Here is a 17,622-nt window from a genome sequence, read left to right as displayed (position 1 = left end):
CATCTGACAGAAAAGCTTCTTTGCTATAGTAAATTACCGTTTCACTTACTCAGCAATCTGGAGCTTCCTGTGACGCTTGCTCAACCTCACCGCGATTTGCCTGCCCCGACGCGGACGTTATTGCTCTCCGGCCAGAACATAGAACAAAAACGTGCCGAGTTGCTGGCCTATTTTCATCAGACCTGGGAACAGTATGAAAGTCTGTTCACCTGTCTGGCCGATTCAAAGGCCTGGTTTACTAAAGCTATTCCCCTGCGCCATCCGTTGATCTTCTATTTTGGTCATACCGCCACCTTCTACATTAATAAGCTGATGGCCGGACGTCTTATTGATGCGCGTCTGGACGATCGCATCGAAGCGATGATGGCGATTGGTGTTGATGAGATGAGCTGGGATGATCTCAACGACAGCCACTATGACTGGCCGACCATTGAGGAAGTCCGTGCATACCGCGGGCGCGTTAAAGCGCTGGTCAGCGATCTGATCCAGACCATGCCGATCACGCTGCCACTCAGCTGGGAGAGCCCGGCGTGGGTGATCCTGATGGGGATTGAGCATGAGCGTATTCATCTGGAAACCTCCAGCGTGCTGATCCGCCAGTTACCCGTTGAGTGGGTCAGACCACAGGCCGCGTGGCCGGCATGCCGGATGGCACGCCACCAGCGCGAGGCTGTTCCGGCCAATACCCTGCTGCCGATGCCCGGTGGCACCCTTACGCTGGGGAAAACCGACGACACCTACGGCTGGGATGTCGAATATGGCCGCCAGCAGGTTACGCTGCAGCCGTTCCAGGCGAGCAAAATGCTGGTCAGCAACGCGGAATTTCTGGCGTTCATTGAGGCTGGCGGTTATCAGGATGCCCGCTGGTGGGATGACGAAGGCTGGGGCTGGTGTCAGTTTGCCAAAGCAGAAATGCCCACCTTCTGGGTCGGCACGCCTGCGATGCCCGATCAGCTTAAACTGCGTCTGATGTGTGAAGAGGTCGCAATGCCATGGGACTGGCCTGCCGAGGTCAATCAGCTGGAAGCGGCGGCCTTCTGCCGCTGGAAAGCGAATCAGACCGGCATGAGTGTTCAGCTCCCCTGTGAAGCGGAGTGGGCTCAGCTACGCGAACAGGTCGCGGGCGATCAGCCAGACTGGGATCGGGTGCCGGGCAACATCAACCTGGCGTACTGGGCTTCCTCCTCGCCGGTCGACCTCTTCGCCCAGGGCGAATTCTTCGATATCGTCGGTAACGTCTGGCAGTGGACGACTACGCCGACCAATGGCTTTGAAGGCTTCAACGTTCACCCGCTGTACGATGATTTCTCCACTCCGACCTTTGATGGCAAACATTCGCTGATCAAAGGCGGCAGCTGGATCTCGACCGGCAACGAAGCGCTGAAATCAGCCCGCTATGCGTTCCGCCGCCACTTCTTCCAGCATGCCGGTTTCCGCTACGTGGTTTCCAGCCATCAGGAGACGATGGCGCCGAACCCGTATGAATCTGACGCGATGGTGTCGCAGTACCTCGACTTCCAGTATGGCCCGCGCTATTTCGGTGTGGACAACTATGCCGAAAGTCTGGTGAAGCTGGCGCTGGACTACACAACAGCACGTGGCGAAGCCCTTGATATCGGCTGTGCCACCGGACGCGCCAGTTTTGAGCTGGCTCGCCACTTTGAACGCGTCACCGGGATGGACTACTCGGCGCGCTTCATTGATGTGGCGCTGCAGCTGGCCAGCGGCGAAGACTTCCGTTATCTGCTGCCACAGGAAGGCGACCTGGTGGAGTATCGTCAGGTTCGCCTGAAAGATTTCGCACTGGAGAGCGAACTGGCGCAGCGGATTCAGTTTGTTCAGGGGGATGCCTGTAACCTCAAACCTCAGCCTGGCCGTTACGACCTGGTACTTGCCTCCAACCTGATTGATCGTCTGCGCCAGCCTGCGCGCTTCCTGCGTGATGTCACGCCGATGCTGCGTCAGGGCGGTATTCTGCTGCTCTCATCCCCTTATACCTGGCTGGAAGATTTCACACCGAAAGAGAACTGGCTGGGCGGTGTACGTGAGAACGGTGAGGCACTGACGACGCTGCAGGCGCTGCAACGTCTGCTGGCGGCCGACTTCGACCTGGTCGATGAACCACAGGACAAACCGTTTGTGATCCGTGAAACGGCCCGCAAGTTCCAGCATACGCTGGCGCAGGTCACTGTCTGGCGCAAACGCTAAGTGAACCGGCAGCGGCGCCCGTCGCTGCCGGGAGTTGCCTGAACCGTTATTTTGCTGCACATTCACCGTTGTTTACTTAAGCAGACCCATAACGAGGATGGCCATGGCCGAACATCTGCAGCTCGATAACCTGGATCGCGGCATTCTGAATGCCCTGCTGGATAATGCGCGCACCGCTTACGCCGAGCTGGCAAAACAGTTTAATGTCAGCCCGGGCACCATTCATGTGCGCGTGGAAAAAATGAAGCAGGCGGGCATCATCCTGGGAACACGGGTTGATATCGATCCGCGCCAGCTGGGGTTTGATGTCTGCTGCTTTATTGGCATTATCCTTAAGAGCGCGCGTGACTATCCGGCGGCGCTGAGCAAGCTGGATGCGCTGGATGAAGTGGTTGAAGCCTGGTACACCACCGGCCACTACAGCATTTTTATTAAAGTGATGTGCCGCTCAATTGACGCCCTGCAGCAGGTCCTGATCAATAAGATCCAGACCATCGATGAAATTCAGTCCACAGAAACGCTGATCTCCCTGCAAAACCCGATCATGCGCACCATCAAGCCCTGATCCTCTATTCCTTGTGCATAATCTTATCCCTGACGAATGTGGCGGCTGACAACAGCTGCATTCGCTTCTTCTGATCTATTAACCCTGTTGTCCACAGGTGGATCACCGCTTGATCACAGCGTACAATGCTCGCCTTAATGTCCGGGAGAGCAAGATGGCCGATATTACCTTAATCAGTGGCAGTACTCTGGGTAGCGCAGAGTATGTGGCTGAACATCTCGAAGAAAAATTACAGGAAGCGGGCTTCTCAACCCAGATGCTGCATGGTCCGGCGCTGGATGAGGTGCCGCACGAGGGTATCTGGCTGGTGGTCTGCTCAACCCACGGTGCTGGCGATATTCCTGACAACCTTCTGCCCCTGTTCGAGGCCATCACGGAAAGCAAACCCGATCTCTCGCAGGTGCGGTTTGGTGCTGTTGGACTCGGCAATCATGAATATGATCTCTTTTGTGGCGCGATCCGCCAGATTACAGCGCTGTTAATTGCTCAGGGTGCCTGTCAGATCGGCGATCGCCTTGAGATCGACGTGCTGGAGCATGAGATTCCTGAAGATCCCGCAGAAGCCTGGCTGGAAAGCTGGAAAAACGCGATCTGAAGGGGGCTGGGGATCGCGAAATAGTCACGATCCCCAGTGGAAGATGCTGATTTTATCCTTTCCCCTCCTTTTATTTTGTGGATAACTACCCTGTTTTGTTGCGTATAACCGGTAGTTATCCAGATAACAACGGGAGAACGATTTTTGAGCTGTGGATAACAGTCCATTTTGATCCCAGCTTATACGGATCAGGATCACCGATCACTCACAGGTAGTGATCCTCTCTATCCTGTTGTTTCTGAGGTGCTTCTGGCACATATCCACAGAAAAGCGGGATCCTAATAAGAGATCTAACAGAAAGATCATATACAGATCTAAGATCCTTTCTTTTAAAACCGGACGATCCCGCGGCTTTCACCCCAGACGGAATTTGAGTAGAATCCACGCCCCAGGACGACGATCCTGCAAGTTCATCAACCGAGGTACCACTTCATGTTTTATCAGGATCCTTTTGACGTCATCGTAATTGGTGGTGGTCATGCGGGCACCGAAGCCGCAATGGCGGCAGCCCGAATGGGTCAGCAAACCCTGTTACTCACCCATAACATTGATACGCTTGGACAAATGTCCTGTAACCCGGCGATTGGTGGTATTGGCAAAGGACATCTGGTGAAGGAAGTGGATGCCCTGGGTGGTCTGATGGCCAGCGCAATTGACCAGGCCGGTATCCAGTTTAGGATACTAAACGCCAGCAAAGGCCCGGCGGTACGGGCGACCCGTGCTCAGGCTGACCGCGTGCTCTATCGGCAGGCGGTGCGAACGGCACTGGAGAACCAGCCTAATCTGATGATCTTCCAGCAGGCGGTTGACGATCTCATCGTGGAAAACGATCGTGTGGTCGGTGCCGTCACGCAAATGGGACTGAAGTTCCGTGCCAAAACGGTGGTCCTCACCGTCGGTACTTTCCTTGATGGCAAAATTCATATCGGTCTGGACAATTACAGTGGCGGTCGCGCTGGCGATCCCCCGTCCATTCCGCTGGCAAAACGACTGCGTGCGCTGCCGCTGCGGGTAAACCGCCTCAAGACCGGTACGCCACCGCGTATCGATGCGCGCACCATCGATTTTTCAGTGCTTAGCCCGCAGCATGGCGATGACCCCATGCCGGTGTTCTCGTTCATGGGCAATGCGTCTCAGCATCCACAGCAGGTGCCTTGCTGGATCACGCACACCAATGAGAAAACCCATGAAGTGATCCGCAATAACCTGGATCGCAGCCCGATGTATGCCGGGATCATCGAGGGGATCGGCCCACGCTACTGCCCGTCGATCGAAGACAAAGTCATGCGTTTTGCCGATCGTAACTCACATCAGATCTTCCTGGAGCCGGAAGGGCTGACCAGTAATGAGATCTACCCGAACGGTATCTCAACCAGTCTGCCGTTTGATGTACAAATTCAGATCGTCCGATCGATGCAGGGCATGGAGAATGCAAAGATCGTGCGCCCGGGGTATGCCATCGAGTATGACTTCTTCGATCCGCGCGATCTTAAACCGACGCTGGAGAGCAAGTTTATTCATGGGCTGTTCTTTGCCGGACAGATCAACGGCACGACCGGTTACGAAGAAGCGGCAGCGCAGGGGATGCTGGCGGGTCTGAACGCGGCTCGTCAGTCTGCTGACAAAGAGGGCTGGGCACCGCGTCGCGATCAGGCTTATCTGGGCGTGCTGGTTGACGATCTCTGCACGCTTGGCACTAAAGAGCCGTACCGGATGTTTACCTCCCGTGCTGAATACCGTCTGATGCTGCGCGAAGACAACGCCGATCTGCGTCTGACCGAAACCGGCCGTGAACTGGGTCTGGTGGATGATGCGCGCTGGGCGCGTTTCAACGAGAAGCTGGAAGCGATTGAACAGGAGCGTCAGCGTCTGCGGGATATCTGGGTTCATCCAAAGTCTGAGCACGTGACCGAAGTGAACACGGTTCTCAGCGCGCCGCTGACCAAAGAAGCCAGCGGTGAAGATCTGCTGCGCCGTCCTGAGCTGACCTATCTGAAGCTGATGACACTGGATGCCTTTGGTCCGGCTCTGGCTGATGAGCAGGCCGCTGAGCAGGTTGAGATTCAGGTCAAATATGAAGGTTATATTGCGCGTCAGCAGGAAGAGATTGATCGCCAGCTGCGTAATGAGAACACACTGTTGCCAGTGGAGCTCGACTACCGCCATGTGAACGGGCTGTCGAATGAGGTGATCGCCAAACTGAACGATCACAAACCCGTGTCAATTGGTCAGGCGACACGTATCTCCGGCATAACACCGGCGGCGATCTCAATTCTGCTTATTTATCTGAAAAAACAGGGTCTGCTGCGTAAAAGCGCCTGATCTGAAACGGGGCGTGGCGACACGCCCCCGCTGAATGGAATTATGTTGTGATCAACACACTCACATCGCTGCTAAAGGCAGCCAGTATTTCCCTCTCCGATCAACAAAAACAGCAGCTGGTTGCCTATGTCGGCCTGCTGGATAAGTGGAACAAAGCCTACAATCTGACATCTGTGCGCGATCCTGAGCAGATGCTGGTCCGTCATATCCTCGATAGCATCGTGGTGGCACCGCATCTGAAAGGCTCACGTTTTATTGATGTGGGAACCGGTCCCGGACTGCCGGGTATTCCGCTGGCTATCGTAATGCCTGATGCGCACTTTACGCTGCTCGACAGTCTGGGCAAACGGGTGCGCTTTCTGCGTCAGGTTCAGCATGAGTTAGGACTCACTAACATTACTCCGGTCCAGAGTCGGGTTGAAGCGTTCCCGGCTGAGCCGCCTTTTGATGGCGTTATCAGCCGTGCATTTGCGTCACTGACCGATATGGTGAACTGGTGTCATCACCTGCCAGGAAGGGAAGGGCGCTTCTTCGCACTTAAAGGCGTGCGTCCGGACGATGAAATTGCGGAATTACCGGCTGGCTATGTTTCTGATGACGTCATTAAGCTGCAGGTGCCGCAGCTGGAAGGTGACCGTCATCTGGTCATCATTCGTCATCAGTAGCCCTTCAGTTAGCAGGGGCTTTTATCAGGGTTCTGATGAAAAAAGTGCAGATAATGCGCTATCGATAAAAGATTTTGTTTAAGCCCTGGCGGAATGAAGGTTAAAAACAGCGACGGAAATTATCCGAAAAGCTCTGTTACATTTAACGATTGGTTCACATTTAATTATCAGAAATATCACTTGTATAGGTGGGCCGCGGAATAAAAGTAGTCACGCCAGAAAATATATCGCGGTAATAACTTTGCGTGCGTAATATCAATTTCACGTTTCTTAAGCATACTTCGATGTCAATAGCGTGTTTTTGATGAAAATAGACTTGCACACGCAATTTTATAATTTCAAGACAATGATTTTTAAGGCTTAATCTGTTTTACAGATTGTTCTTAAATAGGTTGAAGATAAAACTCAGTGTAGTGTGAGTGCTTATTATGTGATCTAAAGCACGCTTTAAAAGCAAGTTGCGCGTGAAATTTCAGTCAGATTAGTGCGAATCTCCGCAGGGTAATCTTTGGAAAAATAGCCCTCCGGAAAGAAATTTAAATAATTGTTCACCTTTTCGCTACTTACCGATTGAAATCGCAGGTGCGGCCCGTATAATTTGCACGGCTTTTGCTGCTTGACTCAACTGCGCAAAGGCAGTCTTATACGACACGCGACATACCCCTAACGGGGCAGGAGAGTATCAGCGTCATGTCAGTGTCTCTTTACAGTTTAAAATTCGCCCGAACGGTGCTGATGATTCAGCTGGTGACGATAGTCATCATCGGCGCACTCTTTACTGTTAAAGATGTCACCTGGGGTGTCTCTGCTCTTGCGGGTGGAGCGGCAGCCTGGCTGCCAAACGTAATGTTTTTGTTTTTAGCCTGGCGCCTGCAGGGGCAATCCCCCACTTCGGGGCGAGTCGCGTGGAGCTTCGCTTTAGGTGAAATAGCTAAAGTGTTTGCGACCATCATTTTGCTCATTGTGGCGTTGGGTCTGTTCGGCGCGGTTTTCTGGCCGGTCGGAATAACCTGGTTATCGGTGCTGGTGGTACATATTCTGGCACCGGCGGTAATTAACAACAAAGGGTAAGAGGCATCATGGCTGCAGGAGAAATCTCTACTCCGCAAGAGTACATTGGTCACCACCTGACACATCTTCAGTTGGACCTGCGTACCTTCGAGTTAGTGAATCCGCACGACGCTCCCGCGACGTTCTGGGTATTAAATATCGATTCCATGTTTTTCTCTATGGTGCTGGGAATCATCTTCCTGGTGTTGTTCCGTAGCGTGGCGAAGTCTGCCACCAGCGGTGTGCCAGGGAAAATGCAGGCGGCTATCGAACTGGTTGTCGGTTTCGTTGATAGTAACGTGCGCGACATGTATCACGGTAAGAGCAAACTTATCGCCCCGCTGGCTCTGACAATTTTTGTCTGGGTCTTCCTGATGAACTTCATGGATCTGCTGCCAATCGACCTGCTGCCATATATTGGTGAGCATGTGTTGGGGTTACCGGCGCTGCGCGTCGTACCGTCTGCAGACGTGAACATCACGCTATCTATGGCGTTGGGCGTATTTATTTTGATTCTGTTCTACAGCATCAAAATGAAAGGCATTGGCGGCTTCACGAAAGAGCTGACGCTGCAGCCTTTTAACCACCCGATCTTCATCCCGATCAACCTGATTCTGGAAGGTGTGAGCCTTCTGTCTAAACCTGTATCACTGGGTTTACGACTGTTCGGTAACATGTATGCGGGTGAACTGATCTTTATCCTTATTGCCGGTCTGTTGCCGTGGTGGTCGCAGTGGGTGCTGAATGTGCCGTGGGCCATTTTCCACATCCTGATCATTTCGCTACAGGCTTTCATTTTCATGGTCCTCACGATCGTCTATCTGTCGATGGCATCTGAAGAGCATTGATTTTTTTCTCAACACTACTTTCCCGCTTGATTCCGGGTGGCAGCGCACCACGCTGAGGCCCGGAAGATTAAGGGAGCATTTAACTGAAACAAACTGGAGACTGTCATGGAAAACCTGAATATGGATCTGCTGTACATGGCTGCCGCTGTGATGATGGGCCTGGCGGCAATCGGTGCTGCGATCGGTATCGGCATCCTCGGAGGAAAATTCCTGGAAGGCGCTGCTCGTCAGCCTGACCTGATTCCTCTGCTGCGTACGCAGTTCTTTGTTGTAATGGGTCTGGTGGATGCAATCCCGATGATCGCTGTTGGTCTGGGTCTGTACGTGATGTTTGCTGTCGCCTAAAGCCCTGTGTTCACTCAGCGCACAATGTGCAAGGGTGAACGGATTCTGCCGCTTATCACGTTGATAACGGCAGAAAAGTTAAATACTCAATCTAGAGGCATTGTGCTGTGAACATTAATGCAACAATCCTCGGCCAGGCTATCGCGTTCATCCTGTTTGTCGCGTTCTGCATGAAGTACGTATGGCCGCCGCTGATGGCTGCTATCGAAAAGCGCCAGAAAGAAATTGCTGAAGGCCTTGCTTCTGCTGAACGTGCCAAGAAAGATTTGGATCTCGCGCAGGCTAATGCGACCGACCAGCTGAAAAAAGCCAAAGAAGACGCTCAGGTCATTATCGAGCAAGCGAACAAGCGTCGCGCGCAGATTCTGGATGAAGCCAAAACCGAAGCTGAAAACGAACGTAATCGCATCGTGACACAAGCGCAGGCTGAAATTGACGCCGAGCGTAAACGTGCACGTGAAGAACTGCGTAAGCAGGTTGCGTTGCTGGCTATGGCTGGCGCCGAGAAGATCATCGAACGCTCCGTGGATGAAGCTGCTAACAGCGACATCGTTGATAAACTGGTCGCTGAACTGTAAGGAGGGAGGGGCTGATGTCTGATCTGATTACTGTAGCTCGCCCCTACGCCAAAGCAGCTTTTGACTTTGCTGTTGAGCATCAAAGTATAGAACGCTGGCAACAGATGCTGGCGTTTGCCGCAGAAGTGGCTCGCAATGAACAGATGGCTGATCTTCTCTCAGGTGCATTAGCCCCTGAAGCGCTGGCAGCGTCGTTTAACGCAGTCTGTGGTGATCAACTGGATGAACCCGCACAGAACCTGATTAAGGTGATGGCGGAAAACGGACGTTTGACAGCGCTTCCGGCTGTACTGGCTCAGTATATCGAACTGCGTGACGCTCATGAAGCCACCGCTGAAGTCGATGTTATTTCCGCCAGTACGCTGAGTGACGACCAGCTGAATAAAATCAGCGCCGCGATGGAAAAACGTCTGTCACGCAAAGTTAAGCTGAATTGCAAAATTGATAAGTCTGTGATGGCAGGCGTGATCATCCGTTCGGGTGATCTGGTTATTGACGGCAGCGTACGCGGCCGTCTTGACCGTCTGGCTGACGTCTTGCAGTCTTAAGGGGACTGGAGCATATGCAACTGAATTCCACCGAAATCAGCGAACTGATCAAGCAGCGCATTGCTCAGTTCAATGTCGTGAGTGAAGCTCACAACGAAGGTACGATTGTTTCTGTAAGTGACGGTATCATCCGCGTACACGGCCTGGCCGATGTCATGCAGGGTGAGATGATTGCCCTGCCGGGTAACCGTTACGCTATCGCCCTGAACCTCGAGCGTGACTCGGTTGGTGCAGTGGTGATGGGTCCGTACGCTGACCTCGCCGAAGGCATGAAGGTTAAGTGTACTGGCCGTATTCTTGAAGTACCGGTAGGCCGTGGCCTGCTGGGCCGCGTCGTGAACACCCTGGGTGCACCTATCGACGGTAAAGGCGCAATCGACAACGACGGTTTCTCACCGGTCGAAGTGATTGCACCTGGCGTTATCGATCGTCAGTCAGTCGACCAGCCGGTTCAGACCGGTTATAAGTCGGTCGATGCGATGATTCCAATCGGCCGTGGCCAGCGTGAGCTGATCATCGGTGACCGTCAGACCGGTAAAACCGCGATGGCGATCGATGCGATCATCAACCAGCGTGACTCAGGCATCAAGTGTGTCTACGTTGCGATTGGTCAGAAAGCCTCAACCATCTCTAACGTGGTTCGTAAGCTGGAAGAGCATGGCGCACTGCAGAACACCATCGTTGTTGTGGCGTCTGCTTCTGAATCTGCTGCACTGCAGTATCTCTCTCCGTACGCAGGTTGTGCGATGGGCGAATACTTCCGTGACCGTGGTGAAGATGCGCTGATCGTATACGATGACCTCTCCAAGCAGGCTATAGCTTACCGTCAAATCTCTCTGCTGCTGCGCCGTCCACCAGGCCGTGAAGCATTCCCTGGCGACGTGTTCTATCTCCACTCTCGTCTGCTGGAACGTGCATCACGCGTAAGCGCTGATTATGTTGAGCGTTTCACCAATGGCGCAGTGACAGGTAAAACCGGTTCACTGACCGCGCTGCCGATCATCGAAACCCAGGCGGGCGACGTTTCTGCGTTCGTTCCGACCAACGTAATCTCGATTACTGATGGTCAGATCTTCCTGGAATCGAACCTGTTCAACTCCGGTATTCGTCCGGCTGTTAACCCAGGTATTTCGGTATCCCGCGTAGGTGGTGCTGCACAGACCAAGATCATCAAGAAACTGTCCGGTGGTATCCGTACCGCGCTGGCACAGTATCGTGAACTGGCGGCGTTCTCGCAGTTCGCCTCTGATCTGGACGATGCAACCCGCAAACAGCTGAGCCATGGTCAGAAAGTGACCGAGCTGCTGAAGCAGAAACAGTATGCGCCGATGTCTGTCGCGCAGCAGGGTCTGGTTCTGTTCGCTGCAGAGCGTGGCTACCTGAACGACGTTGAACTGGCAAAAATTGGCAGCTTCGAAGCTGCGCTGCTGGCCTTCGCCGATCGCGACCACGCTGAGCTGATGGCTGAAATCAACCAGTCGGGTAACTTTAACAACGATATCGAAGCGAAGCTGAAAGGCCTGATCGATACGTTTAAAGCAACCCAGTCCTGGTAATGTCTGGCGGCTTGTCTGAAAAGGCAGGCCGCAAGGCTTTGAGGAGAAGCTAATGGCCGGCGCAAAAGAGATACGAAGCAAGATTGGAAGCGTGAAAAACACGCAGAAGATCACCAAAGCGATGGAAATGGTCGCCGCCTCCAAGATGCGTAAAACGCAGGAACGCATGGCGGCCAGCCGTCCGTATGCAGACACCATGCGCAAAGTGATTGGTCACCTTGCGTTGGGTAATCTGGAATACAAGCACCCTTACCTGGAACAGCGCGACGTGAAGCGCGTCGGCTACCTGGTCGTTTCTACAGACCGCGGGCTTTGTGGTGGTTTGAACATTAACCTGTTCAAAAAATTACTGGCGGATATGAAGTCCTGGTCCGATAAAGGCGTGCAGAGCGATCTGTCGATTATCGGTTCAAAAGGGGCGTCATTCTTCAGTGCAGTAGGTGGCAACATCGTGGCGCAAGTCAGCGGCATGGGCGATAAACCTGCCCTGTCTGATCTGATTGGCCCGGTAAAAGTGATGTTGCAGGCGTATGATGAAGGCCGCATCGACAAACTGATGATCGTCAGTAACAAGTTCAATAACACCATGTCTCAGACTCCGACCATCACCCAACTGCTGCCGTTAGCGCCAGCGGAAGGTGAAGAAGAGATGAAGGCGAAGACCTGGGATTACCTGTACGAACCCGATCCGAAAGCGCTGCTGGATACCCTGCTGCGTCGTTATGTCGAATCGCAGGTTTATCAGGGTGTGGTGGAAAATCTGGCCAGTGAGCAGGCCGCACGTATGGTAGCGATGAAAGCCGCAACCGATAACGGCGGAAATCTGATCAAAGAGCTGCAGTTGGTTTACAACAAAGCTCGTCAGGCCAGCATCACCCAGGAACTTACCGAGATCGTCTCGGGGGCCTCCGCGGTTTAACCAGGTTTGGAATTAGGTAGAGGATTCAAGATGGCAACTGGAAAGATTGTCCAGATTATCGGCGCCGTTGTTGACGTCGAATTCCCTCAGGACGCGGTACCGCAAGTGTACAGCGCCCTCGAGGTTATGAATGGTGATGCGCGTCTGGTGCTGGAAGTACAGCAGCAGCTGGGCGGCGGCGTAGTACGTACCATCGCAATGGGTACGTCTGACGGCCTGAAGCGTGGTCTGAACGTCAACGACCTGCAGAAACCGATTCAGGTACCGGTCGGTAAAGCGACTCTGGGCCGTATCATGAACGTTCTCGGCGAGCCAATCGACATGAAAGGCGAGCTGAAAGAAGAAGATGGCAGCGCAGTAGAGATCGCCTCTATTCACCGCGCAGCACCTTCTTATGAAGATCAGTCTAACTCGCAGGAACTGCTGGAAACCGGCATCAAGGTTATCGACCTGATGTGTCCGTTTGCCAAAGGCGGTAAAGTGGGTCTGTTCGGTGGTGCGGGTGTAGGTAAAACCGTCAACATGATGGAACTGATCCGTAACATCGCAGCTGAACACTCAGGTTACTCAGTGTTTGCTGGTGTGGGTGAGCGTACTCGTGAGGGTAACGACTTCTACCACGAAATGACTGACTCAAACGTTATCGACAAAGTTGCTCTGGTCTATGGCCAGATGAACGAGCCGCCGGGTAACCGTCTGCGCGTAGCCCTGACCGGTCTGACCATGGCGGAAAAATTCCGTGATGAAGGCCGCGACGTTCTGCTGTTCATCGATAACATCTACCGTTATACCCTGGCCGGTACAGAAGTCTCTGCACTGCTGGGTCGTATGCCATCTGCGGTAGGTTACCAGCCAACGCTGGCAGAAGAGATGGGTGTGTTGCAGGAGCGTATTACCTCCACCAAGACCGGTTCAATCACTTCCGTACAGGCCGTTTACGTCCCTGCGGATGACCTGACTGACCCGTCACCAGCAACCACCTTTGCGCACTTAGACTCAACGGTAACGCTGAGCCGTCAGATCGCATCTCTGGGTATCTACCCGGCCGTTGACCCACTGGACTCTACCAGCCGTCAGCTGGATCCGCTGGTTGTTGGTCAGGAACACTATGATGTTGCGCGTGGCGTTCAGTCACTGCTGCAGCGTTATCAGGAACTGAAAGACATCATCGCCATCCTCGGTATGGATGAGCTGTCTGAAGAAGACAAACTGCTGGTGGCACGTGCGCGTAAGATTCAGCGCTTCCTGTCTCAGCCGTTCTTCGTTGCGGAAGTATTCACCGGTTCACCGGGTAAATACGTTACGCTGAAAGACACTATCCGTGGCTTTAAAGGCATCATGGAAGGTGAGTTTGACCACCTGCCAGAGCAGGCCTTCTACATGGTTGGCGCCATCGAAGAAGCCGTGGAAAAAGCGAAGAAACTGTAATAACGGTTTCCCGGGAGGAAGATTATGGCTATGACTTATCACCTGGATGTGGTCAGCGCAGAGGAGCAGTTGTTCTCTGGTCTGGTACAGAAGATTCAGGTGTCAGGTAGCGAAGGTGAACTGGGGATTTTCCCTGGCCATGCGCCGCTGCTGACTGCCATTAAGCCTGGAATGATCCGTATCGTGAAACAGCACGGCGAAGAGGAGTATATCTACCTCTCTGGCGGCGTGCTGGAAGTGCAACCAGGCAGCAGCACCGTTCTGGCCGATACCGCGATTCGCGGTACCGATCTGGACGAAGCGCGCGCGCTGGAAGCAAAACGCAAAGCAGAAGAGCACATGAACAGCAGCCATGGTGACGTGGACTATGCTCAGGCCTCTGCCGAGCTGGCGAAAGCCATTGCTAAACTGCGCGTGATCGAACTGACCAAAAAAGCGATGTAATCCAGCTTTATGCGTCACGAAATGCCAGCCCTCGGGCTGGCATTTTTTTTGCCTGCAGCGCCCGATCTGCCTGTCCGCCTAATTTCGGCCTGAGAAAAATGTAGTAATCTCAACCTCAAACCGTTTTACTTTCACCCGTAAAAATTCACTCAGGATAGTTATGTCTAACAGTGCGATGAGTGTGGTGATCCTTGCAGCTGGCAAGGGCACCCGTATGTATTCCGATCTGCCTAAAGTTCTGCATACGCTGGCAGGCAAACCGATGGTTCAGCACGTCATTGATGCCGCCAAAGGGCTGGGCGCACAGCATGTGCATCTGGTTCATGGTCATGGCGGCGATCGCCTGAAAGCGACCCTCACTGACAGCACGCTTAACTGGGTGCTGCAGGCCGAGCAGCTCGGCACCGGCCATGCCATGCAGCAGGCTGCCCCTGCTTTTGCAGATGATGAAGATATCATGATGCTCTATGGCGACGTGCCGCTGATCACGCAGGCGACATTGCAGCGTCTTCGCGAAGCAAAACCGCAGGGCGGCATCGGCTTACTCACCGTGGTACTGGATGACCCTACCGGCTATGGCCGCATTGTGCGTGAAAACGACACCATCACTGGCATTATCGAACAGAAAGATGCCAGCCCGGCGCAGCTCACTATTAAAGAGATCAACACCGGCATTCTGATCGCCAATGGGGGCGACTTAAAACGCTGGCTGGCGCAGCTGACCAACAACAATGCGCAGGGTGAGTATTACATCACCGATATTATCGCGCTGGCGCATCAGGAAGGCCGGGTGATCAACGCGGTCCATCCGGCACGCATCAGTGAAACGGATGGTGTCAATAACCGGCTGCAGCTGGCGACATTAGAACGCACTTACCAGGCTGAACAGGCGGAAAAACTGCTACTGGCCGGCGTAATGCTGCGCGACCCGTCCCGTTTTGATCTGCGTGGAACGCTGACCCATGGACGGGATGTTGAAATCGACACCAACGTCATTATTGAAGGCCAGGTCACGCTGGGCTCGCGCGTCAAAATTGGCGCAGGCTGCATTATCAAAAACAGCGTGATTGGCGATGACTGTGAAATCAGTCCCTATACGGTGATCGAGGATGCTAATCTCGCCACCGCCTGTACCGTTGGGCCTTTTGCCCGTCTGCGTCCTGGCAGCGAGCTGGCGCAGGCCGCCCACGTGGGTAACTTCGTCGAAATGAAGAAAGCGCGTCTGGGTAAGGGTTCGAAAGCGGGTCACCTCTCCTACCTGGGTGATGCAGAGATTGGCGACAACGTGAATATCGGTGCAGGCACGATCACCTGTAACTACGATGGCGCGAATAAATTTAAAACTGTGATTGGCGATGACGTGTTTGTCGGCTCGGATACGCAGCTGGTGGCACCAGTCAATGTCGCGCCAGGCACCACCATCGCGGCAGGTACTACCGTTATGAGGGATGTGCCTCAGGCTGGTCTGGTTTACAACCGCAAAGAGCAGAATCACAAAGCGGACTGGCAGCGTCCGGTGAAGAAAAAATAAATTTTTTAACGGCCCGCTTTATGCGGGCCGATGCAGTGCAGTGCCAAAACTATAATCCCCACTCTCTACAAGGCTCGGGGAACCGGCAAAGCCGGATATCAGGTCGCATGACAACAGAAGTGGCGAAAAGCCATGTAGTCAGGAAAACATCATTATGTGTGGAATTGTTGGTGCAGTAGCACAACGCGATATCGCAGAAATTCTGCTGGAAGGTCTGCGTCGTCTTGAATATCGCGGATATGATTCGGCCGGTCTGGCCGTGGTCGATCGTCAGGGGCACGTCACGCGCCTGAGACGTTTAGGAAAAGTGCAGAAGCTGGCAGAAGCCGCTGAACAGCAACCGCTGATTGGTGGCACCGGCATCGCGCACACGCGCTGGGCAACCCATGGCGAGCCGTCGGAAGCGAATGCGCATCCGCACATCTCAGAGCACATTATCATTGTGCACAACGGCATCATTGAAAACCATGAGCCGCTGCGCGCTGAGCTGATCGCGCGCGGCTACGTCTTTGCCTCTGAAACCGACACCGAAGTGGTGGCGCATCTGGTTCACTGGGAGCAGAAGCAGGGCGGTTCACTGCGCGAAGTGGTGTTGCGTGTGATTCCACAGCTGCGCGGTGCCTATGGCATGGTGATCATGGATAGCCGCGATCCCTCACTGCTGGTGGCGGCCCGCTCCGGCAGCCCGCTGGTGATTGGCCGTGGGATGGGTGAAAACTTTATCGCTTCAGATCAGCTGGCCCTGCTGCCAGTGACCCGCCGCTTTATCTATCTGGAAGAGGGTGATATCGCCGAGATCAGTCGTCGTGATGTCACGATTATTGACCGCGAAGGCAACACCGTGACGCGTGCCGAGATCGAATCTAATCTGCAATATGATGCCGGTGACAAAGGTATTTACCGTCACTACATGCAGAAAGAGATCTACGAACAGCCGATGGCGCTGAAAAGCACGCTGAGCGGTCGGTTCAGTCAGGGTCAGGTTGATCTCAGCGAGCTGGGCGCGGGCGCAGAAGCGCTGCTGAGCCAGGTAGAGCATATCCAGATTATCGCCTGTGGCACCTCCTACAACTCTGGCATGGTGTCACGCTACTGGTTTGAGTCGCTGGCTAACCTGCCCTGTGATGTGGAGATCGCCTCTGAGTTCCGCTATCGCAAGTCAGCAGTGCGCAAAAACAGCCTGCTGATCACCCTGTCGCAGTCGGGTGAAACGGCAGATACCCTGGCGGCGCTGCGTCTCTCTAAAGAGCTGGGCTATCTGGGCTCGCTGGCGGTCTGTAACGTGGCCGGTTCGTCACTGGTGCGGGAATCTGACCTGGCATTGATGACCAAAGCGGGCACCGAAATTGGCGTCGCCTCCACCAAAGCATTCACTACCCAGTTAGCGGTGCTGCTGATGCTGGTGGCGAAACTGGGCCGTCTGAAAGGGATGTCTGCTGAGACTGAACATGAGATCGTTCATGCCCTGCAGGCGTTGCCGAACCGGATTGAGCAGATGCTGGCGCAGGATAAGCTGATTGAGAATCTGGCTGAAGGCTTCTCTGACAAACATCATGCGCTGTTCCTGGGTCGTGGCGATCAATACCCGATTGCCATGGAAGGGGCGCTGAAGCTCAAGGAGATCTCCTATATTCATGCGGAAGCCTACGCCGCAGGCGAGCTGAAACATGGCCCGCTGGCGCTGATTGATGCGGACATGCCGGTTATTGTGGTGGCACCTAACAACGAACTGCTGGAGAAGCTGAAATCCAACATCGAAGAGGTGCGCGCACGCGGCGGCCTGCTCTATGTGTTTGCCGACCAGGATGCGGGCTTCAGCGACAGTGACGGCATGAAGATTATCCCATTGCCGCACGTTGAAGAGGTGATTGCCCCCATCTTCTACACCGTGCCGTTGCAGCTACTCTCCTATCACGTTGCCCTGATTAAAGGTACCGACGTCGATCAGCCTCGTAACCTGGCAAAATCCGTTACCGTGGAATAACCTGGTGGGCCCCGTCGCGGGCCCACTTCATTCTGG

General features: G+C 54.0%; 16 protein-coding genes. All 16 read left to right on the top strand.

Annotated elements, in window-relative coordinates:
• Nucleotides 1–69 precede the first annotated feature (69 nt).
• Nucleotides 70–2,208: a bifunctional 5-histidylcysteine sulfoxide synthase/4-mercaptohistidine N1-methyltransferase gene (gene ovoA / locus KTJ90_RS00290; protein WP_499025752.1), complete on the top strand. Its 2,139-nt coding sequence runs from the start codon at nucleotides 70–72 to the stop codon at nucleotides 2,206–2,208.
• A 103-nt stretch (nucleotides 2,209–2,311) separates the two neighbouring features.
• Nucleotides 2,312–2,773, top strand: a complete 462-nt coding sequence (asnC, locus tag KTJ90_RS00285) for a transcriptional regulator AsnC (protein WP_003849496.1) — start codon at nucleotides 2,312–2,314, stop codon at nucleotides 2,771–2,773.
• A 154-nt stretch (nucleotides 2,774–2,927) separates the two neighbouring features.
• Entirely contained in the window at nucleotides 2,928–3,368 is a 441-nt protein-coding gene (gene mioC / locus KTJ90_RS00280; protein ID WP_499025750.1) for an FMN-binding protein MioC, read from the top strand.
• 432 nt (nucleotides 3,369–3,800) lie between these two features.
• The gene (mnmG, locus tag KTJ90_RS00275) at nucleotides 3,801–5,690 is read left to right on the top strand and encodes a tRNA uridine-5-carboxymethylaminomethyl(34) synthesis enzyme MnmG (RefSeq protein ID WP_003849500.1); all 1,890 of its coding nucleotides are present in this window, start codon (nucleotides 3,801–3,803) and stop codon (nucleotides 5,688–5,690) included.
• Between the two features lie 47 nt (nucleotides 5,691–5,737).
• Nucleotides 5,738–6,355 (top strand): 16S rRNA (guanine(527)-N(7))-methyltransferase RsmG, encoded by a 618-nt coding sequence (gene rsmG / locus KTJ90_RS00270; RefSeq protein ID WP_003849501.1) that lies wholly within the window; start codon nucleotides 5,738–5,740, stop codon nucleotides 6,353–6,355.
• A 690-nt stretch (nucleotides 6,356–7,045) separates the two neighbouring features.
• Nucleotides 7,046–7,426, top strand: coding sequence for a F0F1 ATP synthase subunit I (gene atpI, locus KTJ90_RS00265; RefSeq protein ID WP_003849503.1), 381 nt, complete (start codon nucleotides 7,046–7,048; stop codon nucleotides 7,424–7,426).
• 8 nt (nucleotides 7,427–7,434) lie between these two features.
• Complete coding sequence (atpB, locus tag KTJ90_RS00260) at nucleotides 7,435–8,253, top strand: F0F1 ATP synthase subunit A (protein WP_003849506.1); 819 nt, start codon at nucleotides 7,435–7,437, stop codon at nucleotides 8,251–8,253.
• 105 nt (nucleotides 8,254–8,358) lie between these two features.
• Nucleotides 8,359–8,598 (top strand): F0F1 ATP synthase subunit C, encoded by a 240-nt coding sequence (atpE, locus tag KTJ90_RS00255; protein WP_003849523.1) that lies wholly within the window; start codon nucleotides 8,359–8,361, stop codon nucleotides 8,596–8,598.
• A 107-nt stretch (nucleotides 8,599–8,705) separates the two neighbouring features.
• Nucleotides 8,706–9,176: a F0F1 ATP synthase subunit B gene (gene atpF / locus KTJ90_RS00250; RefSeq protein ID WP_003849528.1), complete on the top strand. Its 471-nt coding sequence runs from the start codon at nucleotides 8,706–8,708 to the stop codon at nucleotides 9,174–9,176.
• A gap of 14 nt (nucleotides 9,177–9,190) precedes the next feature.
• A complete protein-coding gene (gene atpH / locus KTJ90_RS00245) occupies nucleotides 9,191–9,724 on the top strand; it encodes a F0F1 ATP synthase subunit delta (RefSeq protein ID WP_003849530.1) in 534 nt (177 codons plus the stop codon).
• Nucleotides 9,725–9,738: 14 nt separating this feature from the next.
• Complete coding sequence (gene atpA, locus KTJ90_RS00240) at nucleotides 9,739–11,280, top strand: F0F1 ATP synthase subunit alpha (protein WP_003849532.1); 1,542 nt, start codon at nucleotides 9,739–9,741, stop codon at nucleotides 11,278–11,280.
• 52 nt (nucleotides 11,281–11,332) lie between these two features.
• Nucleotides 11,333–12,199, top strand: a complete 867-nt coding sequence (atpG, locus tag KTJ90_RS00235; protein ID WP_003849534.1) for a F0F1 ATP synthase subunit gamma — start codon at nucleotides 11,333–11,335, stop codon at nucleotides 12,197–12,199.
• Nucleotides 12,200–12,229: 30 nt separating this feature from the next.
• On the top strand, nucleotides 12,230–13,627 hold the full coding sequence (atpD, locus tag KTJ90_RS00230) for a F0F1 ATP synthase subunit beta (RefSeq protein ID WP_008926373.1): 1,398 nt from the start codon (nucleotides 12,230–12,232) through the stop codon (nucleotides 13,625–13,627).
• Nucleotides 13,628–13,651: 24 nt separating this feature from the next.
• Nucleotides 13,652–14,071 (top strand): F0F1 ATP synthase subunit epsilon, encoded by a 420-nt coding sequence (locus KTJ90_RS00225; protein WP_008926374.1) that lies wholly within the window; start codon nucleotides 13,652–13,654, stop codon nucleotides 14,069–14,071.
• Nucleotides 14,072–14,231: 160 nt separating this feature from the next.
• Nucleotides 14,232–15,602: a bifunctional N-acetylglucosamine-1-phosphate uridyltransferase/glucosamine-1-phosphate acetyltransferase gene (gene glmU, locus KTJ90_RS00220; protein WP_499025744.1), complete on the top strand. Its 1,371-nt coding sequence runs from the start codon at nucleotides 14,232–14,234 to the stop codon at nucleotides 15,600–15,602.
• A 154-nt stretch (nucleotides 15,603–15,756) separates the two neighbouring features.
• Nucleotides 15,757–17,586, top strand: a complete 1,830-nt coding sequence (gene glmS / locus KTJ90_RS00215) for a glutamine--fructose-6-phosphate transaminase (isomerizing) (RefSeq protein WP_039658675.1) — start codon at nucleotides 15,757–15,759, stop codon at nucleotides 17,584–17,586.
• Nucleotides 17,587–17,622: the final 36 nt, after the last annotated feature.

This window comes from Pantoea jilinensis (assembly GCF_019104105.1).
GTDB classification, from domain to species: domain Bacteria; phylum Pseudomonadota; class Gammaproteobacteria; order Enterobacterales; family Enterobacteriaceae; genus Pantoea; species Pantoea eucalypti.
The sequence above is the reverse complement of the archived record's forward strand: the minus strand, read 5'-3'. Positions and strand labels throughout refer to the sequence as shown.

Excerpts from the sequence above, each read along its gene's own strand:
- atpA (WP_003849532.1), top strand. The coding sequence starts at position 9,739 with ATGCAACTGAATTCCACCGAAATCAGCGAACTGATCAAGCAGCGCATT.
- atpH (WP_003849530.1), top strand. The coding sequence starts at position 9,191 with ATGTCTGATCTGATTACTGTAGCTCGCCCCTACGCCAAAGCAGCTTTT.
- glmS (WP_039658675.1), top strand. The coding sequence starts at position 15,757 with ATGTGTGGAATTGTTGGTGCAGTAGCACAACGCGATATCGCAGAAATT.
- KTJ90_RS00225 (WP_008926374.1), top strand. The coding sequence starts at position 13,652 with ATGGCTATGACTTATCACCTGGATGTGGTCAGCGCAGAGGAGCAGTTG.
- glmU (WP_499025744.1), top strand. The coding sequence starts at position 14,232 with ATGTCTAACAGTGCGATGAGTGTGGTGATCCTTGCAGCTGGCAAGGGC.
- atpD (WP_008926373.1), top strand. The coding sequence starts at position 12,230 with ATGGCAACTGGAAAGATTGTCCAGATTATCGGCGCCGTTGTTGACGTC.
- mioC (WP_499025750.1), top strand. The coding sequence starts at position 2,928 with ATGGCCGATATTACCTTAATCAGTGGCAGTACTCTGGGTAGCGCAGAG.
- asnC (WP_003849496.1), top strand. The coding sequence starts at position 2,312 with ATGGCCGAACATCTGCAGCTCGATAACCTGGATCGCGGCATTCTGAAT.
- atpG (WP_003849534.1), top strand. The coding sequence starts at position 11,333 with ATGGCCGGCGCAAAAGAGATACGAAGCAAGATTGGAAGCGTGAAAAAC.
- atpE (WP_003849523.1), top strand. The coding sequence starts at position 8,359 with ATGGAAAACCTGAATATGGATCTGCTGTACATGGCTGCCGCTGTGATG.
- mnmG (WP_003849500.1), top strand. The coding sequence starts at position 3,801 with ATGTTTTATCAGGATCCTTTTGACGTCATCGTAATTGGTGGTGGTCAT.
- atpB (WP_003849506.1), top strand. The coding sequence starts at position 7,435 with ATGGCTGCAGGAGAAATCTCTACTCCGCAAGAGTACATTGGTCACCAC.
- atpI (WP_003849503.1), top strand. The coding sequence starts at position 7,046 with ATGTCAGTGTCTCTTTACAGTTTAAAATTCGCCCGAACGGTGCTGATG.